This window comes from Halobacillus sp. AWM4_238, assembly GCF_056158265.1.
The window spans coordinates 1,386,751-1,406,574 of record NZ_JBSWSY010000002.1 but is presented as its reverse complement, the minus strand read 5'-3'; the positions used below and the strand labels follow the sequence as shown (position 1 = coordinate 1,406,574).

At 41.9% G+C, this 19,824-nt stretch carries 23 protein-coding genes; 19 read left to right on the top strand and 4 right to left on the bottom strand.

All coding sequences use genetic code 11. The features are described from left to right. The first annotated feature begins 60 nt into the window (after positions 1-60). From ACXACN_RS07230 to ACXACN_RS07205, 6 genes are all read left to right on the top strand, one after another. Entirely contained in the window at positions 61-1,074 is a 1,014-nt protein-coding gene (locus ACXACN_RS07230; RefSeq protein WP_474963421.1) for a permease, read from the top strand. A gap of 7 nt (positions 1,075-1,081) precedes the next feature. Continuing rightward, entirely contained in the window at positions 1,082-1,954 is an 873-nt protein-coding gene (locus tag ACXACN_RS07225; RefSeq protein WP_474963419.1) for a TIGR03943 family putative permease subunit, read from the top strand. 478 nt (positions 1,955-2,432) lie between these two features. Next, on the top strand, positions 2,433-2,810 hold the full coding sequence (locus ACXACN_RS07220) for a hypothetical protein (RefSeq protein WP_474963417.1): 378 nt from the start codon (positions 2,433-2,435) through the stop codon (positions 2,808-2,810). Positions 2,811-3,054: 244 nt separating this feature from the next. Next, the gene (gene rpsN / locus ACXACN_RS07215; protein ID WP_474963415.1) at positions 3,055-3,324 is read left to right on the top strand and encodes a 30S ribosomal protein S14; all 270 of its coding nucleotides are present in this window, start codon (positions 3,055-3,057) and stop codon (positions 3,322-3,324) included. A 21-nt stretch (positions 3,325-3,345) separates the two neighbouring features. Continuing rightward, entirely contained in the window at positions 3,346-4,494 is a 1,149-nt protein-coding gene (locus ACXACN_RS07210; protein WP_474963414.1) for an FAD/NAD(P)-binding protein, read from the top strand. Between the two features lie 11 nt (positions 4,495-4,505). Next, entirely contained in the window at positions 4,506-5,684 is a 1,179-nt protein-coding gene (locus tag ACXACN_RS07205) for a GTP-binding protein (RefSeq protein ID WP_474963413.1), read from the top strand. Between the two features lie 45 nt (positions 5,685-5,729). On the opposite strand, the gene ACXACN_RS07200 is transcribed toward ACXACN_RS07205, so the two are convergent. Both ACXACN_RS07200 and ACXACN_RS07195 read right to left on the bottom strand, forming a co-directional pair. Beyond that, positions 5,730-6,656 carry a TIGR03943 family putative permease subunit gene (locus tag ACXACN_RS07200; RefSeq protein ID WP_474963412.1) on the bottom strand — a complete coding sequence of 309 codons (927 nt, stop codon included), beginning with the start codon at positions 6,654-6,656 and terminating at the stop codon, positions 5,730-5,732. 15 nt (positions 6,657-6,671) lie between these two features. Further along, positions 6,672-7,682: a permease gene (locus ACXACN_RS07195; protein WP_474963410.1), complete on the bottom strand. Its 1,011-nt coding sequence runs from the start codon at positions 7,680-7,682 to the stop codon at positions 6,672-6,674. A gap of 170 nt (positions 7,683-7,852) precedes the next feature. On the opposite strand from ACXACN_RS07195, the gene ACXACN_RS07190 reads away from it, so the two are divergent. The 6 genes from ACXACN_RS07190 to ACXACN_RS07165 all read left to right on the top strand — a co-directional run bounded on the left by ACXACN_RS07190 (position 7,853) and on the right by ACXACN_RS07165 (position 12,203). Further along, a complete protein-coding gene (locus tag ACXACN_RS07190) occupies positions 7,853-8,626 on the top strand; it encodes a metal ABC transporter ATP-binding protein (RefSeq protein WP_474963409.1) in 774 nt (257 codons plus the stop codon). Beyond that, entirely contained in the window at positions 8,626-9,483 is an 858-nt protein-coding gene (locus tag ACXACN_RS07185; RefSeq protein ID WP_474963408.1) for a metal ABC transporter permease, read from the top strand. The genes ACXACN_RS07190 and ACXACN_RS07185 overlap by 1 nt, the downstream gene beginning before the upstream one ends. Continuing rightward, positions 9,480-9,890 carry a Fur family transcriptional regulator gene (locus ACXACN_RS07180; protein WP_474963406.1) on the top strand — a complete coding sequence of 137 codons (411 nt, stop codon included), beginning with the start codon at positions 9,480-9,482 and terminating at the stop codon, positions 9,888-9,890. The genes ACXACN_RS07185 and ACXACN_RS07180 overlap by 4 nt, the downstream gene beginning before the upstream one ends. Before the next feature lie 109 nt (positions 9,891-9,999). Then, a complete protein-coding gene (locus tag ACXACN_RS07175; protein ID WP_474963404.1) occupies positions 10,000-11,136 on the top strand; it encodes a metal ABC transporter solute-binding protein, Zn/Mn family in 1,137 nt (378 codons plus the stop codon). 133 nt (positions 11,137-11,269) lie between these two features. After that, the gene (locus ACXACN_RS07170; RefSeq protein ID WP_474963403.1) at positions 11,270-11,569 is read left to right on the top strand and encodes an AbrB/MazE/SpoVT family DNA-binding domain-containing protein; all 300 of its coding nucleotides are present in this window, start codon (positions 11,270-11,272) and stop codon (positions 11,567-11,569) included. Positions 11,570-11,732: 163 nt separating this feature from the next. Continuing rightward, complete coding sequence (locus tag ACXACN_RS07165; RefSeq protein ID WP_474963402.1) at positions 11,733-12,203, top strand: GyrI-like domain-containing protein; 471 nt, start codon at positions 11,733-11,735, stop codon at positions 12,201-12,203. 33 nt (positions 12,204-12,236) lie between these two features. Here the strand turns inward: ACXACN_RS07165 and guaC are convergent, their stop codons facing one another. After that, a complete protein-coding gene (gene guaC / locus ACXACN_RS07160) occupies positions 12,237-13,220 on the bottom strand; it encodes a GMP reductase (RefSeq protein ID WP_474963400.1) in 984 nt (327 codons plus the stop codon). A gap of 129 nt (positions 13,221-13,349) precedes the next feature. On the opposite strand from guaC, the gene ACXACN_RS07155 reads away from it, so the two are divergent. Then, positions 13,350-13,892, top strand: coding sequence for a GNAT family N-acetyltransferase (locus ACXACN_RS07155; RefSeq protein WP_474963398.1), 543 nt, complete (start codon positions 13,350-13,352; stop codon positions 13,890-13,892). Between the two features lie 40 nt (positions 13,893-13,932). Then, on the top strand, positions 13,933-15,366 hold the full coding sequence (locus ACXACN_RS07150) for an MDR family MFS transporter (RefSeq protein ID WP_474963396.1): 1,434 nt from the start codon (positions 13,933-13,935) through the stop codon (positions 15,364-15,366). A 44-nt stretch (positions 15,367-15,410) separates the two neighbouring features. Here ACXACN_RS07150 and ACXACN_RS07145 read toward each other — a convergent pair whose 3' ends face one another. Further along, positions 15,411-16,049 carry a FusB/FusC family EF-G-binding protein gene (locus ACXACN_RS07145; RefSeq protein ID WP_474963395.1) on the bottom strand — a complete coding sequence of 213 codons (639 nt, stop codon included), beginning with the start codon at positions 16,047-16,049 and terminating at the stop codon, positions 15,411-15,413. A gap of 403 nt (positions 16,050-16,452) precedes the next feature. Between ACXACN_RS07145 and ACXACN_RS07140 the strand changes: the two genes are divergently transcribed. From ACXACN_RS07140 to ACXACN_RS07120, 5 genes are all read left to right on the top strand, one after another. Continuing rightward, positions 16,453-16,737, top strand: a complete 285-nt coding sequence (locus tag ACXACN_RS07140) for a hypothetical protein (RefSeq protein ID WP_474963394.1) — start codon at positions 16,453-16,455, stop codon at positions 16,735-16,737. Between the two features lie 121 nt (positions 16,738-16,858). Continuing rightward, on the top strand, positions 16,859-17,122 hold the full coding sequence (locus ACXACN_RS07135) for a hypothetical protein (RefSeq protein ID WP_474963392.1): 264 nt from the start codon (positions 16,859-16,861) through the stop codon (positions 17,120-17,122). 135 nt (positions 17,123-17,257) lie between these two features. Next, complete coding sequence (locus ACXACN_RS07130) at positions 17,258-17,941, top strand: DUF421 domain-containing protein (protein ID WP_474963391.1); 684 nt, start codon at positions 17,258-17,260, stop codon at positions 17,939-17,941. Positions 17,942-18,190: 249 nt separating this feature from the next. Further along, positions 18,191-19,099 (top strand): DUF6612 family protein, encoded by a 909-nt coding sequence (locus tag ACXACN_RS07125; RefSeq protein WP_474963389.1) that lies wholly within the window; start codon positions 18,191-18,193, stop codon positions 19,097-19,099. A 58-nt stretch (positions 19,100-19,157) separates the two neighbouring features. Then, complete coding sequence (locus ACXACN_RS07120; RefSeq protein WP_474963387.1) at positions 19,158-19,796, top strand: class D sortase; 639 nt, start codon at positions 19,158-19,160, stop codon at positions 19,794-19,796. Positions 19,797-19,824: the final 28 nt, after the last annotated feature.

Below are 19,824 nucleotides of genomic sequence, written 5' to 3'. Positions count from 1 at the left end.
TTCTTTATGAACCTTTGACGTTGTTGGGTACAGAGGGGAAGAACAGGATAGGAGGGAGCTATGACTTTTAGGCTTTACAACACATTGTTGGATGTTACAGCCGTTTTGGCTTTTGTCATTGTTGCTTACTTTGTTATGTATAGTCAACGGGTTGGAGAAAGTACGTTGATGATCCTTCCCGATTCTTTCAAACAGCTGAATACGATCTTTCTCAGTTTAATCATTGAGGCCATTCCTTTTGTACTTATTGGCGTCCTCATTGCAGGGTGTATCCAAATATTTGTTACGGAAGAACATGTGAAGCGATGGATCCCACATAATAAGTATCGGGCCATCATGATGGGGTGTCTCGTAGGAGCTGTCTTCCCTGCCTGTGAATGCGGAATTGTACCAATCGTCCGGCGATTAGTTGCAAAGGGAGTGCCGTTGCATGCGAGTATTGGGTTTCTTCTGACAGGACCATTAATTAACCCTATTGTTATTTTATCGACGTATATGGCATTTGGAAATGATATAAGAATGGCAGGTTTACGAATGGGGGTAGGGTTTGTTGCGGCGCTCTTGATCTCCCTCTTGATCAGCTCTTTTTTTAAATCAAACCAGCTCAAACACTCCGTTTCCGATTTGTATGGGTCTGAAAGGGTGCCACAAGTAGAGGTGCCCTTCATGCAAAAGCTTAAGGGTATGTGTGTCCATTCGATTGATGAATTCTTTGATATGGGGAAGTACTTAATTATTGGTGCTTTCGTTGCTGCCTTTGTTCAAACCTATGTACAAGCCCAGTCGCTCTTTTTGTTTGGGGAAGGGTTAATGGGGGCAACCGTTGTCATGATGGGAATGGCTTTCTTTTTATCCTTATGTTCGGAAGCAGACGCTTTTATCGGAGCTTCCTTTAGTAGTTTGTTTCCTTCCGGAGCTGTTTTAGCCTTTTTAATTTATGGACCTATGATTGATTTGAAAAATACCATCATGCTGTTGAGTGTGTTTAAATCCAGGTTTGTGTTGGCATTATTCTTGTCAATCACTGTCATTGTGTTCTTATGTACGATCACTATATCTCTGGTGGGCAGGTGAGTGGGTGGTGCGCTTTCACTTTTATCAATTTTTGAAGCTGATCCTGTTGGCCGCCTTTGCTTTTTATATTATACAATTGCATCACACCGGGGATATAGAGAAGTTAATCAACCCTAAATATGTCCTGATGAGTCAGGTAGCCGCTGGGGTTATCGTTCTCCTGTTTTTCGTCCAATTGGGTAGAGTATGGCGGGAGGATTCTGAAGAACATGCATTCTGCCCTCCCGGCTGTACGGAAGACCATGATAACAAGCAATCGTATGTAAAGAGGTCCGTGAGCTATTTGGTTCTTCTTCTCCCTTTACTTACAGGATTCGGGCTGAACCTCACATCTCTTGATGCAACAATCGCCAAAAATAAAGGCTCCCTTCTGCCTCAAGAAGAAAATTCTTATCAAGGGGATCAATCATCCAATCCACCGACTCTTGATGAGAACAAGCCGATTCCAAATACCAACTATTTAACAGATGAAGAATACGAACAAAGGATGGATCGTTTAAACAATGATGTGATTCAGATGAACGAGGATATTTACGCTTCTTATTATCAAGAAATACAGGCCAACCCCCATAAGTTCATCGGAAAAACGATTCAAATCAAAGGCTTTGTGTACAAGGAGGAAGGGTTGGAATCTAATCAGCTAGTAGTAGCAAGGTTTCTGATCACCCATTGTGTTGCCGATGCCAGTGTCATTGGATTGTTGAGTGAGACGAACCAGGCGAGCAATCTTAGTGAAAATACGTGGGTGGAAGTAACCGGAATGATCGATGTACAAACCTATAACGGTGTAGAAATGCCATTCATCCAGATAAAAGAAATCAATCAAATTCCTGAACCAACCAACCCCTACATCTTTCCTATATTAACGAAGGTCCTTTAAACAAAAGCACTTGCCCCACTCTGTAGCACGATTGCAAAAGAGGATCTGAGAGTGGGCAAAGGGTGTTTCTGCAAAAGGATCCTCTCTCAAGGAGGCAAAGATCCATCCACTTAATATAGAGAACAAAACCAGCTGCACATGAAAATACTTACGTGATTTGTAATCATTTTTTCTATTATGAAAAAATTGCAGATACTTCCGGAACTGAAATACAGAAGATCAAGAGCTGCCACGGTTTATTGAGGTGGATTTCCAGATGGTTTATGTGAATATCTTTTAAAGAATGGCTACCGTAGGGATTGCAAAGGAATAGAATATGTGGTTTAATATCACTACCCTTGATTAAAACGTAATGATTACTATTAGGTTTTTCTACATTCACTTTTTAAGAGGTGAATAGGGGGAGTGTGGTGTGAAGTGGTAAAATGGTAGTAATGATCTGTCTTACTGAAATGGCCCGGAATATAGAGGTGAAACCATGAGTGAATATCTACTTAAAATCCTAACAGATAACATTGTTCGTACGCTGCCCGAGCAACAGAAAGAAATCTATCATTATGTCATGAAGATGGAAGATGATCTAGCAGAGGAAGTTGGTTCTCAAGCAGAGTTTATGAATTATCTTAGAGATGTTTCGCCGCATAAGCATGCAGCCGAACACTTTAATATGACGTTGTTTGAACTTTTGCAAATGATGAAGCAGGTAGAGGAAGAGGTTAGTCGCCAGCTTATACAGATGATGGAAGCTGTTAAATGGAAAGATTGCACGGAATTCGTTCGTTCCAGGTCGCAATTAAAAGAAAATCAACGGGTATTTTTTGTATTCATTCCTGGTGTTGATCGTTTGCAGGAATAATTTTTTTGTTTAAAATAAAATCGTAATGATTACATTTTAAATGGGGGATTATCATTTATCTGATTCCGTTTACGGTTTTAAATAACAATCACTAATCATAGGAGTGGAATAATGTTACATAGTTTATAAAGGCAAATATCTGGTCAACCGAGTACAAAGGCGAGTGCCATCTATGAAGATAAAGAGAATCATTTTTTACATTTTTAAATCGTAATTATTACTTATAAAGAAAAGGTGACTACAAATGGCTAAAAAATCAAAAGTAGCAAAAGAAAAAAAGAGACAAGAAATGGTGGCGAAATACGCGGACCTGAGAAGAGAACTAAAAGCAAAAGGAGATTATGAAGCACTTAGAAAGCTCCCGCGCGACTCTTCTCCCACTCGTTTAACCGGGAGATGTGAAGTAACAGGGAGACCGCGTGGATATATGAGAAAGTTCAAAATGTCTCGGATTGCTTTTAGAGAATATGCCCATAAAGGCCAAATTCCAGGTGTAAAAAAATCTAGCTGGTAAGGAAAAAGGGGACCTGTATCTATGTATAAGTGGATCATCATTGGTGGTGGAATTCAAGGGTGCTGTGTAGCAAGAAGGCTTCTTGAAGAAAAAGTGGATGTAGAGGAGCTTTTGGTCATTGATCCCTATCCAGAACCTATGAAAATGTGGCGAACATTAACTGAAAAAATCGGTATGCCTTATTTAAGGTCTCCTTCCGTTCATCATCTGGATACGGATCCTTATAGTTTAAGGAAGTACTCAAAAATAAAGGACTACGCTCAGCCTTTTAAAGGCAGGTATGATCGGCCGCATTTGGAAATGTTTAATCAACATAGCTTAGACGCAATGGAACGTGCTGGAGTGGGCCAATGTTGGAGACAGGGGACTGTGAATGGGATAGGCAGAAGTCAAGGCGTTTGGAATCTATCCACCTCTGATGGTCGCAGGGTTCAAGGGGAAAGAGTAGTGCTAGCAATGGGTGTAAATCAAACACCACTCTACCCTGAATGGGCCAGCAAGGAGATCATCGGTATGAGTCATGTGTTTAATATGGAAGAACCTCTCCCTGTTGAAGGAAATGTGGTCATTGTAGGAGGAGGGATGACAGCTGCTCATCTGGCTAATACGCTGTCGAACACAAACTCCGTTGAATCAACGACCTTAGTGAAGCGTCATCCTTTTAGAATCGATGATTTTGACAGTGATCCTGGGTGGCTGGGTCCGAAATACTTAACGAGCTACGACCAGGTGGACGGTTATGAAAAACGACGTTCACTTATCAAACAGGCAAGGCATAAAGGATCAATAACGAGGGATCTCCATGTGAAATTAAACCAACAGGTGAGTGCAGGAAAACTAACGATCTATACAGACGATATCATTAAAGCTCAAAGTATAGAGGGATTAACTGAACTTCAAATGAAAAATGGATATACAGTTTCCGGGGAGTCTCTCGTGCTGGCGACAGGATCAGAATCAACCATGCCCGGAAGTGAATGGATTCAGCCCATGATTGATCAACTCGATCTACCTTGTGCCCCTTGCGGTTTCCCAATTGTTCAATCTTCCCTGGAATGGAAGGATGGGTTATTTGTCGCTGGGGCTCTCGCTGAATTAGAAATTGGGCCGGTAGCAAGAAACATTGCAGGAGCTAGAAAAGCTGCGGAACGAATTGTACAATCCGCTTAGGAGGAGTAATTTTGTCAGATAAGATACCAGTAACCGTTTTGAGCGGCTATTTAGGATCCGGAAAAACAACGTTATTAAATCACTTGTTACACAACAGAGAGGATCGTAAAATTGCTGTTATTGTAAACGATATGAGTGAAGTCAACATCGATGCAGACATGGTAAAGCAAGGCGGATTCAGCCGGACAGAAGAAAAATTGGTTGAATTACAGAATGGCTGTATTTGCTGTACTCTGAGAGAAGATTTAATTAAAGAGGTAGAAAAGCTCTCAGAACTGGACATCGATTATATCGTTATTGAGTCAACGGGGATCTCAGAACCCATCCCGGTTGCCCAGAGCTTCACTTATGAAGATGAAGAACTTGGAATCAATCTTGGAAATCACTGCCGATTGGACACGATGGTAACCGTAGTAGACACCAATCGTTTTTGGGATGATTATGGATCAGGAGAAAACCTGCTCGACCGTAATCAAGGGGCAGACGATAACGATGCTAGAGAAATTATTGATCTATTAATCGACCAGATTGAATTTGCGAACGTTATTCTTTTAAACAAGATCGATTTAGTGGAAGAAATCGATCGAGAGGAATTAAAGGGAGTCTTAAAACAATTAAATCCTGATGCTAAAGTGATCGATACGAGCTACAGTGAAGTGCCTCTCGATGAAGTTTTGAATACGGGTTTATTTAACTTTGAACAAGCAAGTCAGGGAGCTGGATGGATGAAAGAACTAAATGAAGAACATGTCCCGGAAAGTGAAGAATATGGGATCGGCTCTTTTGTTTATCGGAGAAAGAAGCCGTTCCATCCTGAGCGATGGATGAACTGGTTAGAGGATTGGCCGGCAGGGATTGTTCGAGCTAAAGGATTCTTTTGGCTGGCTTCGAGAAATGACATGTCTGGGTTATTATCCCAAGCTGGAACTTCTCTTGCGATCCAAGGAGTCGGAGAGTGGATCGCTACGTACCCGGAACAAGAACGGGAAGAGATTTTGAAAGAAGAACCAGAGTTAGCTGAGCGATGGGATGATACGCACGGTGATCGTATGACGGAATTGGTATTTATCGGTATAGAAATGAATAAAGAGGAAATCATAAAGGGGCTCGATCAGTGTTTGCTGACGTCTGAAGAGATGGAAACGGACTGGAATAAATTCCATGATCCATTGCCAGCCTTTTCGGAGTGAGACCATAAAAAAGTCATAGCCAATGGGAGGCTATGACTTTTTGCTTTACCCAGCGAATTCCAACTCTTCATACACATAGGGTTCTTCCGGTACTTCTATGGACTCTATTGATTGGGGTTCAATTAAGGGAAGCTCCCATCCATTATACTCTACTTTTTTTAGTGTTCCTGTCACTTCAATCCAGGTGTCATTCTTATATTGTCCTAGACTTTCTCCCTGCACGATGATTCCATATATGCCTGCATCGGCGACGCAGCAGCTGATCCCGAACCGCCCGACGACGATTTGATTGTTAGGAAGATTATCCTCCCGAAAAACAAATCCATGAGTTGTGATTTTTTTCCCGACATGGGCATCCATTTCATCTTCCATTAACGTTATGGTGCCAATATAGTTATCCTTATTCATGTATATTTCGTCCGTTTGCTGTAATTCTTCATATAACTCAGGGTGTCTTTTTTGTGGTGTTAGAATACCTGGATTCTCCATCTGTATATCATCAGTATTTGAGTCATCCAATGTTGTTTGACCCGCTAGTTCTAACTCTTCTTCATTGGTTTCTTTGCCAGGGGCAGGGGGATCGTTAATGTCCGACTGCGTAGAAGCCGAGCGCATTTCATATTTGAAACCTTTATTAGAAGCAGCAGAACTTCCAATGACATGGTCAGAAAACATCATTCCCGTCATGACGGGTACGATGAATAAGAGATAGATCAACACGGATCGTAACTTAGAACTGGAATAATCATGATCGTGCCCGCACCCACAATCATGGGAATCTTCCTCAAATCCGCTCCTGAAATATTGGATACCTCCAAGGATAACAAGGACAACCAGGGTGAAATACATGTAGGGCATCATCCTTGGAGCAATGAACTTTTGGATGTCTCCTGAAACAATAAGCTTGATCAGGAAGAGTACAAATCCGAATAAAATAATACTTCTAAGGAATTGGTGTGACGGTCGATTCAACTCTTCCATCCTCCTTTATAAATAGAATAGGTCGTACAAGAGGGTCACCGTGTAAACGACGATGGTTACAATGACGATAAACACTAAAACGAATCGTTTTCTGAAGTAAGCCATCATCAAAACGGTATTCTTTAAATCAGTCATCGGTCCATAGACGAGAAAAGCGAGAATGGAGCTTGAAGAAAACAGACCTTTAAATGAAGACGCAACGAAGGCATCAGCTTCTGAACATAAAGATAAGATGTAAGAAAGCCCCATCATGACTGCAGGTCCAGCTAATAATCCAGTGCCAATGTCCAGTAACGTTTCTCTGGGTACGTAGGTTTGTACAACACTAGCAAACAAAGCTCCTAATATGAGGAATTTCCCCATATCAAAAAATTCATCGCTGGCATGTTGAAAGGTTTCTGCAATCTTTCCTCCGCGGTCGTCGTCATGGTCATGGTTATGGTTGTGGGTCATGCCGTTCGTCGCTTTCTTATTTAATTGCCAGCTGTTACCAAAAAACAGATAAATGAAACCACCGATGATGAGTGAAACAACAAAAGCAAGTTCCATCCTCATCCATGCAATCGTAAGATCGGTTTGGAACGCGTAGAATGTCGACAAAAATACAATCGGATTAAGTACGGGTGCCGACACGAGGATGACTATACCCACGTGGAGGGGCATTCCTTTTTGAATTAATCTTCTAACAATCGGTACAATCGCACATTCACACACAGGAAAAATGGCACCGATCCCGACAGCAGGAAACAGGGCGAGGATAGGGTTTTGGGGTATGTACTTTTTTAATGTCTCTTCTTTCAAGAATGTTTGAATGACGGCTGAAATGAAAACGCCAAGCAGGACAAAAGGAATGGCTTCTAATACAATACTGATGAACATCGTGTTTAAATCTAAAAGAGAAGAAGGGATCGAAAGCATATTTTCAAAGGGAAGTGTATCTCCAAATATAAAAAGTGCCAAAAAAATGATCAATAAAAGGTAGCTCATTCTAGATGATGAATAATGTTCTTGATTCAATTGGAATCCTCCTTTACAATTAAGATGGAGTAAATCGTAATGACTTTGGATTTCTGACAATTTCTATTAACTAGGATTTACTAGTGGTTGTCAATAGAAAAATTGGAATTCAATATAAACTTGTGACGTAATGTTATTCGTAATGATTTTTATTTTGTGAGGGATATAGCATGAATGATGGAAAAATTATAGAAATGGAAAATGTCTCTTTTAGATATGATAAAGAGTGGGTCGTAGAAAATGTGAATTTTTCTATTCATAAGGGACAGTTTCTCGGATTAGTCGGACCGAATGGTTCGGGGAAATCGACGTTAATCAAATTGCTTCTCGGTCTCGTGAAGCCTAATAAGGGGAAGATCCACGTATTTAACCAGCCGATTAAACAGTTTAATAATTGGAAAGAAATCGGGTACGTTTCCCAAAAATCCAACAGCTTTAACTCGGGGTTTCCCGCGAATGTTTTAGAAGTAGTGAAGTCAGGGCTTGTTTCCAGATTGGGAGCCTTCCGGTTCTTCAAACGTGAACACACTCAAAAAGCTTTGGAAGCTTTAAAAGTTGTTGAAATGGAAGACTATGCAACTTCCAATATCGGAGAGTTGTCAGGCGGCCAGCAACAGCGTGTATTCATTGCCAGGGCTCTTGTTAGTGAACCATCGCTCCTTATCCTGGATGAGCCGACAGTCGGAGTTGATGCCAAGCATGTCACAGAGTTTTATGATCTTTTAGGGAAGCTAAATAAGGCAAATGGTATTACTTTGCTTATGATTTCTCATGATATAGGAACGATCACCGAGCATGCGACACATGTAGCTTGCATGAATAAAACCATTCATTTTCATGGTGATTCCGATGAATACGATCAGTTTAGTGACCAGGATTTAAATCGCCTGTATGGACATTCGGTCCAACAGCTGACCCATAACCATGGGGAGGTGACCTACTAATGTTCGAAAGCTTTTTTCAGTATGAATTTTTACAAAATGCAGCGATTACTGGTCTACTAATCGGCCTGGTTGCCCCATTACTTGGTGTCTTTATAGTTGTCCGCAGGCTTTCCTTAATTGCCGATGCACTTTCTCATATTACATTAACAGGGATTGCTGCAAGCCTGTTGTTAGAAAAAAGAGTATCCGGGATCAATGATTGGAACCCGGTTTATATGGGGATGGCCTTCTCTGTGATCGGGGCTGTATTAATTGAACGGTTAAGAAAAGTGTACAAGCATTATGAAGAGTTAGCGATTCCTATTATCCTCTCCGGTGGGATTGGACTAGGAGTGATCTTAATCTCTCTAGCAGATGGGTTTAATACAGACTTGTTCAGTTATCTATTCGGCAGCGTAACAGCCGTGAGTCGTTCAAATATGTGGACCGTTCTCATCATAACTACTATTGTCATCTTAATCGTCTTTCTGTTTTACAAAGAATTATTTGTTTTATCATTTGATGAGGAACACGCCTCTATTTCAGGGGTCAATGGGCGATGGATTCATTTATTGTTTATATTAATGGTAGCCCTGGTTATTGCTTCTTCGATGCAAGTAGTAGGAATCTTGCTCGTTTCAGCTTTGATGACATTACCTGTAGCTTCAGCTTTACGGATCTCAACGAGTTTTAAACAAACGATTGGACTATCGGTCTTGTTTGGTGAAACTTCTGTTATTATCGGTTTGTTCTCTGCTTATCACTTAAGCGTACCCCCGGGTGGAACGATTGTTATGACAGCGATTGTCATTCTGATCCTGACTATTGCTTATAAAAAGGTGAGCACACAATTCTGGATAAGGGGTGAAGCATTATGAATTTGAATACAGCTATCCAATTGTTAAAAGAAAAAGGATATAAACACACAAAGCAAAGAGAACGTATGCTGGAAATTTTCGTGAATCAGGATCAATATATTGCGGCAAAAGAAATTTTAAGAATGATTCAAGAGGATTTTCCAAGTGTGAGTTACGATACAATTTATCGAAACTTATATCTTTTAGCGGATGAAGAAATTTTAGAAGCGACCGTGCTTCATGGAGAAAAACACTTCAGGCTGGCATGCAATTCGAACGGCCATCACCACCATTTCATTTGTACCATTTGCGGAAGTACTAAAGCGGTGGAATTCTGTCCAATGAATACCATGGATGACAAACTGGAAGGTTATCAAATAGAAAATCATAAATTTGAAATATACGGAGCATGCCCTCAATGTCATTAAGCCGGTTTAAATAAACCGGCTTATCTCTTGAGAAGGGAGAGTAATGATTACTATTTACAATAAGTAATCATTACGATAGAATGGTTTATGGGAATAAGGAGGAATAGAAATGTTTAAAAAAATAGTAGGCGTTCTTAGTCTATTTGCTTTAATTTTTGTAGTAACAGCTTGTGGGGAAGAACAGTCAAGCAACAGTGAAGAAGGGAAAGAATCAGAGAGTTCCAAGGAAGAATTGAAAATCTATACAACGGTTTATCCTCTTCAGTTTTTTGCAAAACAGATTGCAGGAGATCACGCGACTGTAGAATCCATTCTGCCTCCAGGATCAGACCCTCACACATATGAACCCACTTCAAAAGAAATGGTAGAAATTGCAGAAGCTGATGCTTTCATCTATAACGGAGCTGGCTTAGAATCCTATGCCAAGCAAATCTCAGAATCTATTCAATCTGAAGATGTCAAAATACTAGAAGCATCAAAAGGGATCAATTTAAAAGAGCACGTCCATAATCATGAGGGAGAAGAAGGAACGCATGAAGATGAACATGCTCAAGAAGGAAAAGAAGGAACGCATGAGGATGAACATGCTCATGAGGGAGAAGAAGGAACGCATGAAGATGAACATGCTCATGAAGGAGAAGAAGGAACCCATGAGGATGAACATGCTCATGAGGGAGAAGAAGACTCACATGAAGATGGACATGCTGGACATGATCACGGTGACCAGGACCCACACGTCTGGCTGGACCCTATCCAGTCTATGCAGTTAGCTGAGAACGTTAAAGATACACTCATTGAGCTTAATCCTGAGCAAGAAAAAGCGTTTAATGAGAACTTCGAAGAATTAAAAGGTAAGCTTGAGAGTTTAGATCAGGAATTCCACGAACAATTGGAAAATGCACCAAAGAATAAATTCATTGTTTCTCATGCCGCTTATGGATACTGGGAACAAGCCTACGGGGTTGAACAAATTTCTGTTTCTGGATTAAGCCCTACCAATGAACCGTCACAAAAAGAATTGGAAACAATCATTGAGACGGCTGAACAGAATAATATAAATCATGTATTTTTCGAACAAAATGTTACTCCTAAAGTTGCTGATGTCGTCAGAAAAGAAATTGGGGCAGAAGCTCTACGCCTTCACAATTTATCGGTATTGACAGAAGAAGATCTTGAAAATGAAGAAGATTACTTCACTCTCATGCAGCACAATTTAGAAACATTGACTAAAGGTTTGACAGAGTAAGAGATGAAGCAACGGGTAGATCATCCGTTGCTTTTTTTTATAAGAGGAAGTATGAATCCTGAAATTATGGGGGATAAAAAAATGTTTCCGTCCTATGAAATTGGGATCCAACAAGGAAAAAAGAGGTGTAACCATGATACCAACCCAAAAAACAATTAATATCGAGCTCAAAAGTGATTTTACGATTCCAATGGAATGGAAAAGAAAGTTAAACATAAATGAAGGAATTACTGTGATACTTAAAGTGGAAGATCATAAAGTTTTCATTAAAAAATCATGGAGCCATACGCATGAGGTGGTTAGTACAGTTGGTAGAAAAGAAACCATTTATATTCCTAAAGAAATCCGGGATAATTTTAAGAGAAAAGAGATCAACCAGTTCCAAATCTATATTGATGAACGTGAGCAGGCGATTATCTTAATACCTTCTTAACTAGACAACTCTCCGTGAGTATTGTGCATCACTGCTAAGCCACAACTTCAACTTTTTTTCTTCTAAGCAGGTTTAATGGAGGTACCTTTATAAAGAATTCATCGCTTGTTTAGAGGGAAAACCTTCAATGATGGAGAACCATAGAGAAAAAGGAGGTGAGGTTATGGATGTAACCATTCTTACTCTACCCGCGTTCAAAGTAAGAGGTCGGAAATGGGCAGGAACGTATGAACAAGTACCTCAATTAAAAGAAATGATTCAAGAGGTGGAGAACGAACAAATGAAAATCAAAGCAGCAGACCCTGCGTACCAATGGGGGCTCTCTTTTCATTTGATAGAAAATGGGTTCGTGCATTACAGCGGTTTTGAAGTGGAAGATGAGAAGAACGGTGAGGAATACGAAGAAATCACCATTCCCAAACATACGTATATGAAAGTCCATCATCCGAGTGGAAAAGACATTGGTGAGACGTATACCTTCATTTATCGATGGTTTCAGGAAGGCAATGGAGAGCCTTACTTAGAAGAGGATACGGAATATTTCGATGGGCTGCCTTTGAAGTTCGAAAAGTATCCGCTGGACAGGGATTTTGATGATCCTCATTTGGATATCTACATTCCGATTAAAACATAGAATACAAAAAAGAGCCCTGGGAGGGGCTCTTTTTTAATAGACTTTATCTCCGTTAAAGATGGAGTTTTTCACAATGACATAGTCGACGTGACGGATACTATCGAGTTCGGTACCGCCTGCGTAACTGATGGCAGATTGCAGGTCCTGCTCCATTTCCGTCAACGTATCTTGAAGGGCACCTTTATGCTCCACGAACATTTTCTTGCCTTCGACGTTTTTCTTTTCGCCTTTTTGGAACTCTGACGCAGAACCAAAGTATTCTTTGTAGAGTTTGCCGTCTCTTTCAACCGTGTCACCAGGGGACTCTTCGTGACCGGCGAAAAGAGAGCCGATCATGACCATCGTCGCTCCAAAACGGATCGACTTGGCAATGTCGCCATGGGTGCGGATGCCTCCGTCTGCAATGACAGGTTTACTTGCGGCTTTGGCGCACCAACGTAACGCGGCTAACTGCCAGCCTCCTGTACCGAAGCCGGTTTTAATCTTCGTAATGCAAACTTTTCCTGGTCCGATTCCGACCTTCGTGGCATCGGCTCCTGCATTTTCAAGTTCACGAACCGCTTCGGGTGTTCCGACATTCCCGGCGATGACAAACGTTTCAGGCAGCTGTTGTTTGATGTGCTGGATCATTTCAATGACTGCCGTTGAGTGTCCGTGGGCGATATCGATCGTGATGTATTCAGGTGTGATTTCCTTTGCAGCGAGCATCTGGACAAACTCGTATTCCTCTGGCTTCACACCGACACTGATGGAAGCGATCAACCCTCTGGCCTGCATTTTTTCTACGAAAGACAAACGCGTTTCAGGCTCAAAACGGTGCATCACATAAAAGTAGCCTTCTTCTGCTAGTTTCGTAGCAATCGTTTCATCAATGATCGTCTGCATGTTGGCAGGTACGACAGGAAGTTTGAATGTATGGTTGCCGAGCTTGACGGATGGGTCACAAGCAGAGCGGCTATTTACGACGCATTTTGCGGGAATAAGCTGAACATCTTCATAATCAAATACATTTTCCATGGGTTACACTCCTAAAAACCGAATATTTTTATCATTAGTTTAATTAATTGTTCGTACATTTGTAATTTACCTTATCTTTGCTCTATTGTCAAAGGTTCATGGTAAAATGATGAAAAAGGGGGAGAAAGTATGTTTGTACATAAGATTGATCAAGAACTTTCACTGAAACTGGCAGGTGTCGAAGATGCGGAAGAGTTCTTTCATCTGACAGATAAATCTCGCATGTATTTACGAGAGTGGCTGCCTTGGCTGGATGCTACGAAGACCGTGGACGATACGAAATCATTTATAGAATCTGGAAGACGGAACTTTTCAGAAAACAAAAGCCTGACCACTATGGTACTCTTTAAAGGGGAAATTGCCGGGACCGCGGGCTTCAATGAGATCGACCACACCAATAAAATCGTTAAAATCGACTATTGGCTCGGTCAGGATTTCCAGGGGAAAGGGATCATGACACGAGTCACGGAAGCATTGACGGATTATGCCCTCATGGAATGGAACATGAACCGGGTGGAAATCCGTGTGGCTGATGGAAACGAAAAAAGCGCGGCAATCCCAGAACGTCTTGGATTCAAGGAGGAAGGCACAATCAGGTGTGCCGAATGGTTGTACGACCATTATGTCGATCACACCATTTATGGGATGTTAGCGGAGGAGTGGAAGAAATAGCACGTTCGAATTTTCATTAAAGAGAAGTAGAGGGATAGATATGGAAAAGCAATACAATAGAAAAATCATACTCGTTACATTTATGATCGGCGCCTTTTTCGCTGTTCTGAATGAAACGTTGCTTAACATAGCTCTGACCGAATTGATGGAGGTCTTCGGTTTGGATGCACCTACGGTTCAGTGGATGGCCACGGGATTCATGCTTGTCATGGGGGTCTTGATGCCGATTTCTGCCTTATTGATCCAATGGTTCACGACGAGACAGATGTTCATCGGTGTCATGACCGTTTTCTTAGCGGGAACGATCATTGCAGCCGCTGCCTTTAATTTTCCAATGTTATTGACAGGTCGGATGATCCAGGCGGTAGGAACGGGATTATTGATTCCTGTCATCATGAACGCCTTGCTGTTGCTCTATGAACCAGAGGTGCGTGGTCGGATCATGGGCACGTTCGGTCTTGTGATCATGTTTGCGCCAGCGATTGGGCCGACGCTCTCAGGCGTCATCGTAGATTTCCTCGGCTGGAGATGGCTGTTTATTACGGTGATTCCGTTTGCCGTGTTTTCGATCTTGTTTGCGGTCAAATATTTGGAAAATGTCGGAGAAGTGACACGTCCGAAAGCGGATATCCTTTCAATCGTATTGTCATCCATTGGCATTGGCGGCATCGTTTATGGGTTCAGCGCTGCAGGAGAAAGTGGAGTAGGGTTCGCTTCGATCCAGATTCTCATCATCTTAAGCGTCGCTTTTCTCAGCATTATTCTTTTTGTTCGGAGACAGTTGAAATTAGAAGAACCGTTACTCGATGTCCGTGTGTTCACGTATAAAAGCTATGCAAGAGGAATTACCATCTTCGTCGTCGTCATTATGGCGATGTTTGCATCAGAGATCGTCATGCCGATGTATCTTCAGGGACCCTTAGGGTTATCAGCGAAAACGGCCGGGTTGCTGCTGCTACCCGGAGCCCTGTTGAATGGCTTGATGTCTCCGGTGATGGGGACACTTTTTGATAAATTCGGACCAAGAAAACTGATCATTCCAGGCACACTCGTCCTCGTAGGCGTCATGGTTTTCTTCAGCATGATCGATCCATCGATTCCGATTTGGTCCTTTATTCTTGCCTATGTGTTCCTCATGTTAGCCGTCTCTGCGGTGCTTATGCCTTCTCAAACCAATGCGTTGAATGAGCTTCCGAAGCATTTGTACCCTCACGGAACAGCGATTGCCAACACATTGCAGCCGGTCGGCGGTGCGCTTGGGGTTTCCATATTCGTAAGCATCATGAGTCAGGGGGAGAGAAACTATTTGAACAATGAATCAGGCGAAGTTACAGGAGAGGTCATGGATCAAGCCATGACCGCAGGGGTCCATCAGGCGTATTGGTTCGCTTTGGGCCTTGCGATTATCACCTTTGTCATTGCCTTGTTTATACGAAAAGCCGTAGCACCGGATTACAAACCAGAACAAAAATAAAAAAAGCAGGACCTTTCCCAAGAGGAAAGGTCCTGCTTTTTTTGTTAGGCTTTCATCCGTCGAATGAAGGTCTCAAGGGGAGTGCGGGACTGGATGTTTTCATTGCACTTTTTGCTGTCATGGCATATATAGTTCCCTCGGCTGATCGTTTCTTCATCGGATTTGCCTTTGATGGTAGCGGTGAACATGCCTACTTTTTCATGTTCGTGGCAGATCGAGCAGATGCTCTTTTGCTGCAGCGGTTTGTAATGCCCATACAAACCGGTAAGCTCTCCATCCAGTGTGGTTATGATGTATTTTCTTTTGGCTGCGGGATCATTCCATCCAATATAAGAAAGCTCTGTCCATTCTTCATCAGGGATGGCAGGCACTCTCAGCTTCTTTACTTTTGGAAACAACTGTTGGATGTCGGCTTCTGATCGTTTAGGAAAAGGCACGACATACTGTTTCAGCCTGGAGAAGTAAAGAATGGCATCGGTTTCGTCTTTGACATCACTCGCCTGGGCAATCAATTGCTCCTGCTCGGGTGAAAGATCGGTAAACAATTCCAAAACCTTCTCATTCGTGATCGATTGAAGGGCCTGGGTGACCGAGGCATCGTTCGATGTCATATGACCATTCAGCAGGTTGTGAGCCTGGTTCTTTATATAATGATACTGATCGGAGCGGATAAATCGTTCCATAAAGTAACCCCCGTTCCATGGTTTTCTTCTTATTATTTCAGAGCATGTCTGTTCTATCAAACGTTTTGTCTTCCATGTGATGTGCTGAACAGGAAACCCGGCACCTCGGTGTCTTTTTTTGGTTCCAGGTACGTGATTTTCGTGTTTAGTTCCGGGTACGTGGCCATCGTTTTTGGGTACCAGGTACGTGATATTCATTTTCGGGTTCCAGGTATACTGTCCTCACCATGCTGTACCGGGTATGTCCACGTGAAAGTCGGAGTTCCATCAAAGCAATCACTACCCACATCTCGAAGAGGAGCAAAAGTTCAAACAAGTGATCAGGGGCTACTTTGACTAGCATAATCAGGAAGTGGTAAAGTTACTGATGATGACAGGGTTTTAATATGGAAGGAGTTTGCGGATGCAGCAGGATAAACAACAAAGAAGAAGTGACTTTACGAAGTTCAAAGAACTTTGGTTCCTTTTGTTCATGCTACTGTTCACCCTTTTTCATAACACGATGGTCATCCTCATCGGAGAGGGCTGGAGTTTTGTCGGTTATAGTCTCCTGTTCCTTGTCATGTATGCTTTATTCCGCTGGTTGCGGAAAGTCGTCGTGTTCATGAGAAAACCATTGTCCTGGGGATCGTTGATTGGCTTTTATATTGCCGGCGTCTTTGTACTTGGTGCGCTGTTAATCCCCTAATGGAAAAGGGAGAGGGGACATATGGGGATGTATACCTAAGTATGCAATACATAGATGTTTATGATCAGAATTTAGTGGTTTCATCTGGGATTAGAAAAAACATAAACAATGGGGAGATGTCATGCTGGAATTATTTCTACTCATCATTACTGTTCTTTTAGTAGCTTTTTATATTTATGTCGTGTATAAGAAAAGAAAGAATTTGAAGAAGAGGTATGGTTGGAAAAGTTATGTTACCCCGGGTGCTTTTGTTGTAGCCCCTGTAGTAGCTCTGCTTTTCTATATATTTGGGTTTACAGGCATATTCACCTGGTTCACGTTAGGGGTATGCTTTATCACCGGAGCTATTTTCACAAAATATATGCCTGCACCAGAACAAAGCTGATACATACAGAACAGTAACCAATCAAGGGTTACTGTTTTTTTATTTTCAAAAAGATTGAGGCAAGAACGAAGTTTTCCAGTTCAACATAAATATGACTGGATAAGAAACAATAAGGAGGGAGAAGGAGGGTATCTTATGGATCAGTGGCTGGAGTTTGTTGGGAGTGCCATCACCGTCTTTATTGTCTTATATGTATTAGCGAGAATTCTAAGCAAAAAGCTGATTTCCCAAATGACGCTTTTCGACTTTATTGCAGGGATTACGATGGGGTCGATGACAGCGACGACTGTTCTTTCCCCAAGTGTCCCGCTTTCTAAGGGAGCGCTTGGTTTATCTACATTTGCTCTGCTTGTCCTTCTCATTGACTTTCTCACAATGAAGAGTTTGACGGTCAGGAAACTTGTAAACAGTAAGCCCACCATTCTCATGGATAATGGGAAAATTATCGTGAAAAATATGAAGAAAGTGCGGTTCAATGTCGACGAACTCATCGCTGAACTTAGGAAAGCGGGTGTCTTCCAATTCAGTGATGTTCAGACAGCTATTTTAGAAACAGATGGAACGGTAAGCGTGTTGAGAAAGTCCGATGTTTCTCCAGTCACTCCTCATGGGATGAAACTTGAGATCAATCCGGTCACCTTTTCTCATGTCGTAATGGTTCAGGGAAAGGTCCTTCGCAGTCAATTGAATGATAGCGGCTATAGTGAAAGATGGTTGAAGGATCAATTGCATGCCCATGGAATATCCGACCATAGAGATGTTCTCGTTGCACAAGTCAATACGGATGGGACGTTATATGTTGAACTGATGGAATCATAGAAAACAAACATGGCATCCAAAGGAAAATGAAGCATAAGAAAGCAGAGAGTGTGTGGGGTTCTGCTTTTTTCGTATGGGAAAATAGTGAGGGATTTTCCATTCTTTTGATATCATTTGGAAAAATGTGTTTAATTTTGTGGGTGAAAGGATATAGAAGTTTAGGTGGAAAATAGTGGGATGTATAAGTCAGCCTCAGTCTCTACATAAACAAGCCTCTTTTTTTACCGAATAATTTTCGGGAGTGTTTGGATGTTGAAAAAGTGTTATCTTTTGTTTTTAAGTATTTTGGTGTTAGTTCTGTCTCCACTGCAAGTGTTCGCGGCGGATATGTCGGCAGAAGACGTATTGAAGAAATCCAATGAAGCGATGATGAATCTCGACAGCTATTCGATCAAGCAGGTATCTAAAGCTCAAATGCCGATGATGAATGAAGGCGAGGGAATGGAAACAAAGACAATGGCCGATGTTACTTTTGATCCTTTCGCTTTTTATTTGAAGACAGAGTTGGCGGGAGAGACGACAGAGTCTTATTTAACGAGTGAAGGCTATTATAGCGAGCTTCCTGGTCAAGGATGGGTACAGCTCGCAGATGATTCAAGCCAGGAAATGATGAAGTCCATGCTTGCAGAAGGGCAGTTGGCGCAAGCTCTTCCACTAGCAGAAGATATGAGTGTAGAAGAAAGCGAAGAGGCTTATGTCCTTCATTATGAGGGAGATGGAGAAAAACTACTGGAAGCATCCATGAACATGCTTCAGCAAGGTATGGGCTCTGGTGAAGGAGAAAACCCTTTTAAAGAATTAGGGGAAGAATTCCTTGAGAAAGTTACAATTAATGATGTGAAATATAAAGTAACCATAGACAAAGAGAATCATTACCTAACGTCCAGTTCCATCCATTTGGAAATGGAACTGGAAACAGAAGAAGGACAACCCCTACCTGTCACTCAAGAGACAGAAGTGACCCTTGAAAACTTTAATGGTGTGGGTGAAATCCAGATCCCTCAAGAGGTATTGGACAACGCTCAACCGATTGATGAAGCCGTCGGAGGCGAACTTCCTGATACAGCAAGTCCGAATCTGATGTACACCTTGTTTGGGGTGACACTGATGGTGCTCGCCGGAAGTGTTTTATTCGTACGAAAGAAATCTATGCAATGAAATAAGAGCTGGGCTTAGGCCTGGCTCTTTCCATCTTTGAAAGATGAGGGGGGCCATGATGCTGAACAAATTTTTACTCGTGCTAGTCGTTGTAGGGTTTTCGTGCACCGCTTACTTTTCTTTTCAATGGTGGGATTCAACAAAAGCGGTCGAAAAAGTGACTGAAACGGAAATCAATGAATGGCAATCCGAAGAACAGGTGAAGAAAACCGATCGAATCGTGGTGAGAAAGGATCCTGAACCTGAGGAACCTACGTATTCTGATGAACTTCAACAATACGAAAAAGGAGAAAAAGTGGGGCGGCTGATAATCCCACACTTGAATAAAGGCTATGCCACGTATTGGGGCACAGACGAACAATCGCTTCATCAGGGAGTAGGGATGTTTGTAAGTCAATGGACGACAACACCTGATGAGAAACGCCACACAGTCTTGAGCGGCCACCGGGAAACGGTTTTTACTGAACTGGGAGAAATTGAGGAAGGAGCTCCGCTTTATTATGAATATGAGGGGCAGCGTTATCAGTATGAAGTTGAAAAAACGTGGGTCACAGACGAAGATGACCGTTCAGTCATCGTTGATCATGAGGATCCGAGGCTTACTTTGACTACTTGTTATCCTTTCGATTTTATTGGGAGTGCTCCGGAAAGGTTTATTATCCAAGCGACATTAGTGGATGTACAGGAGATGGATTAACGGTTGAAATAAAGAAACTTGCATACTT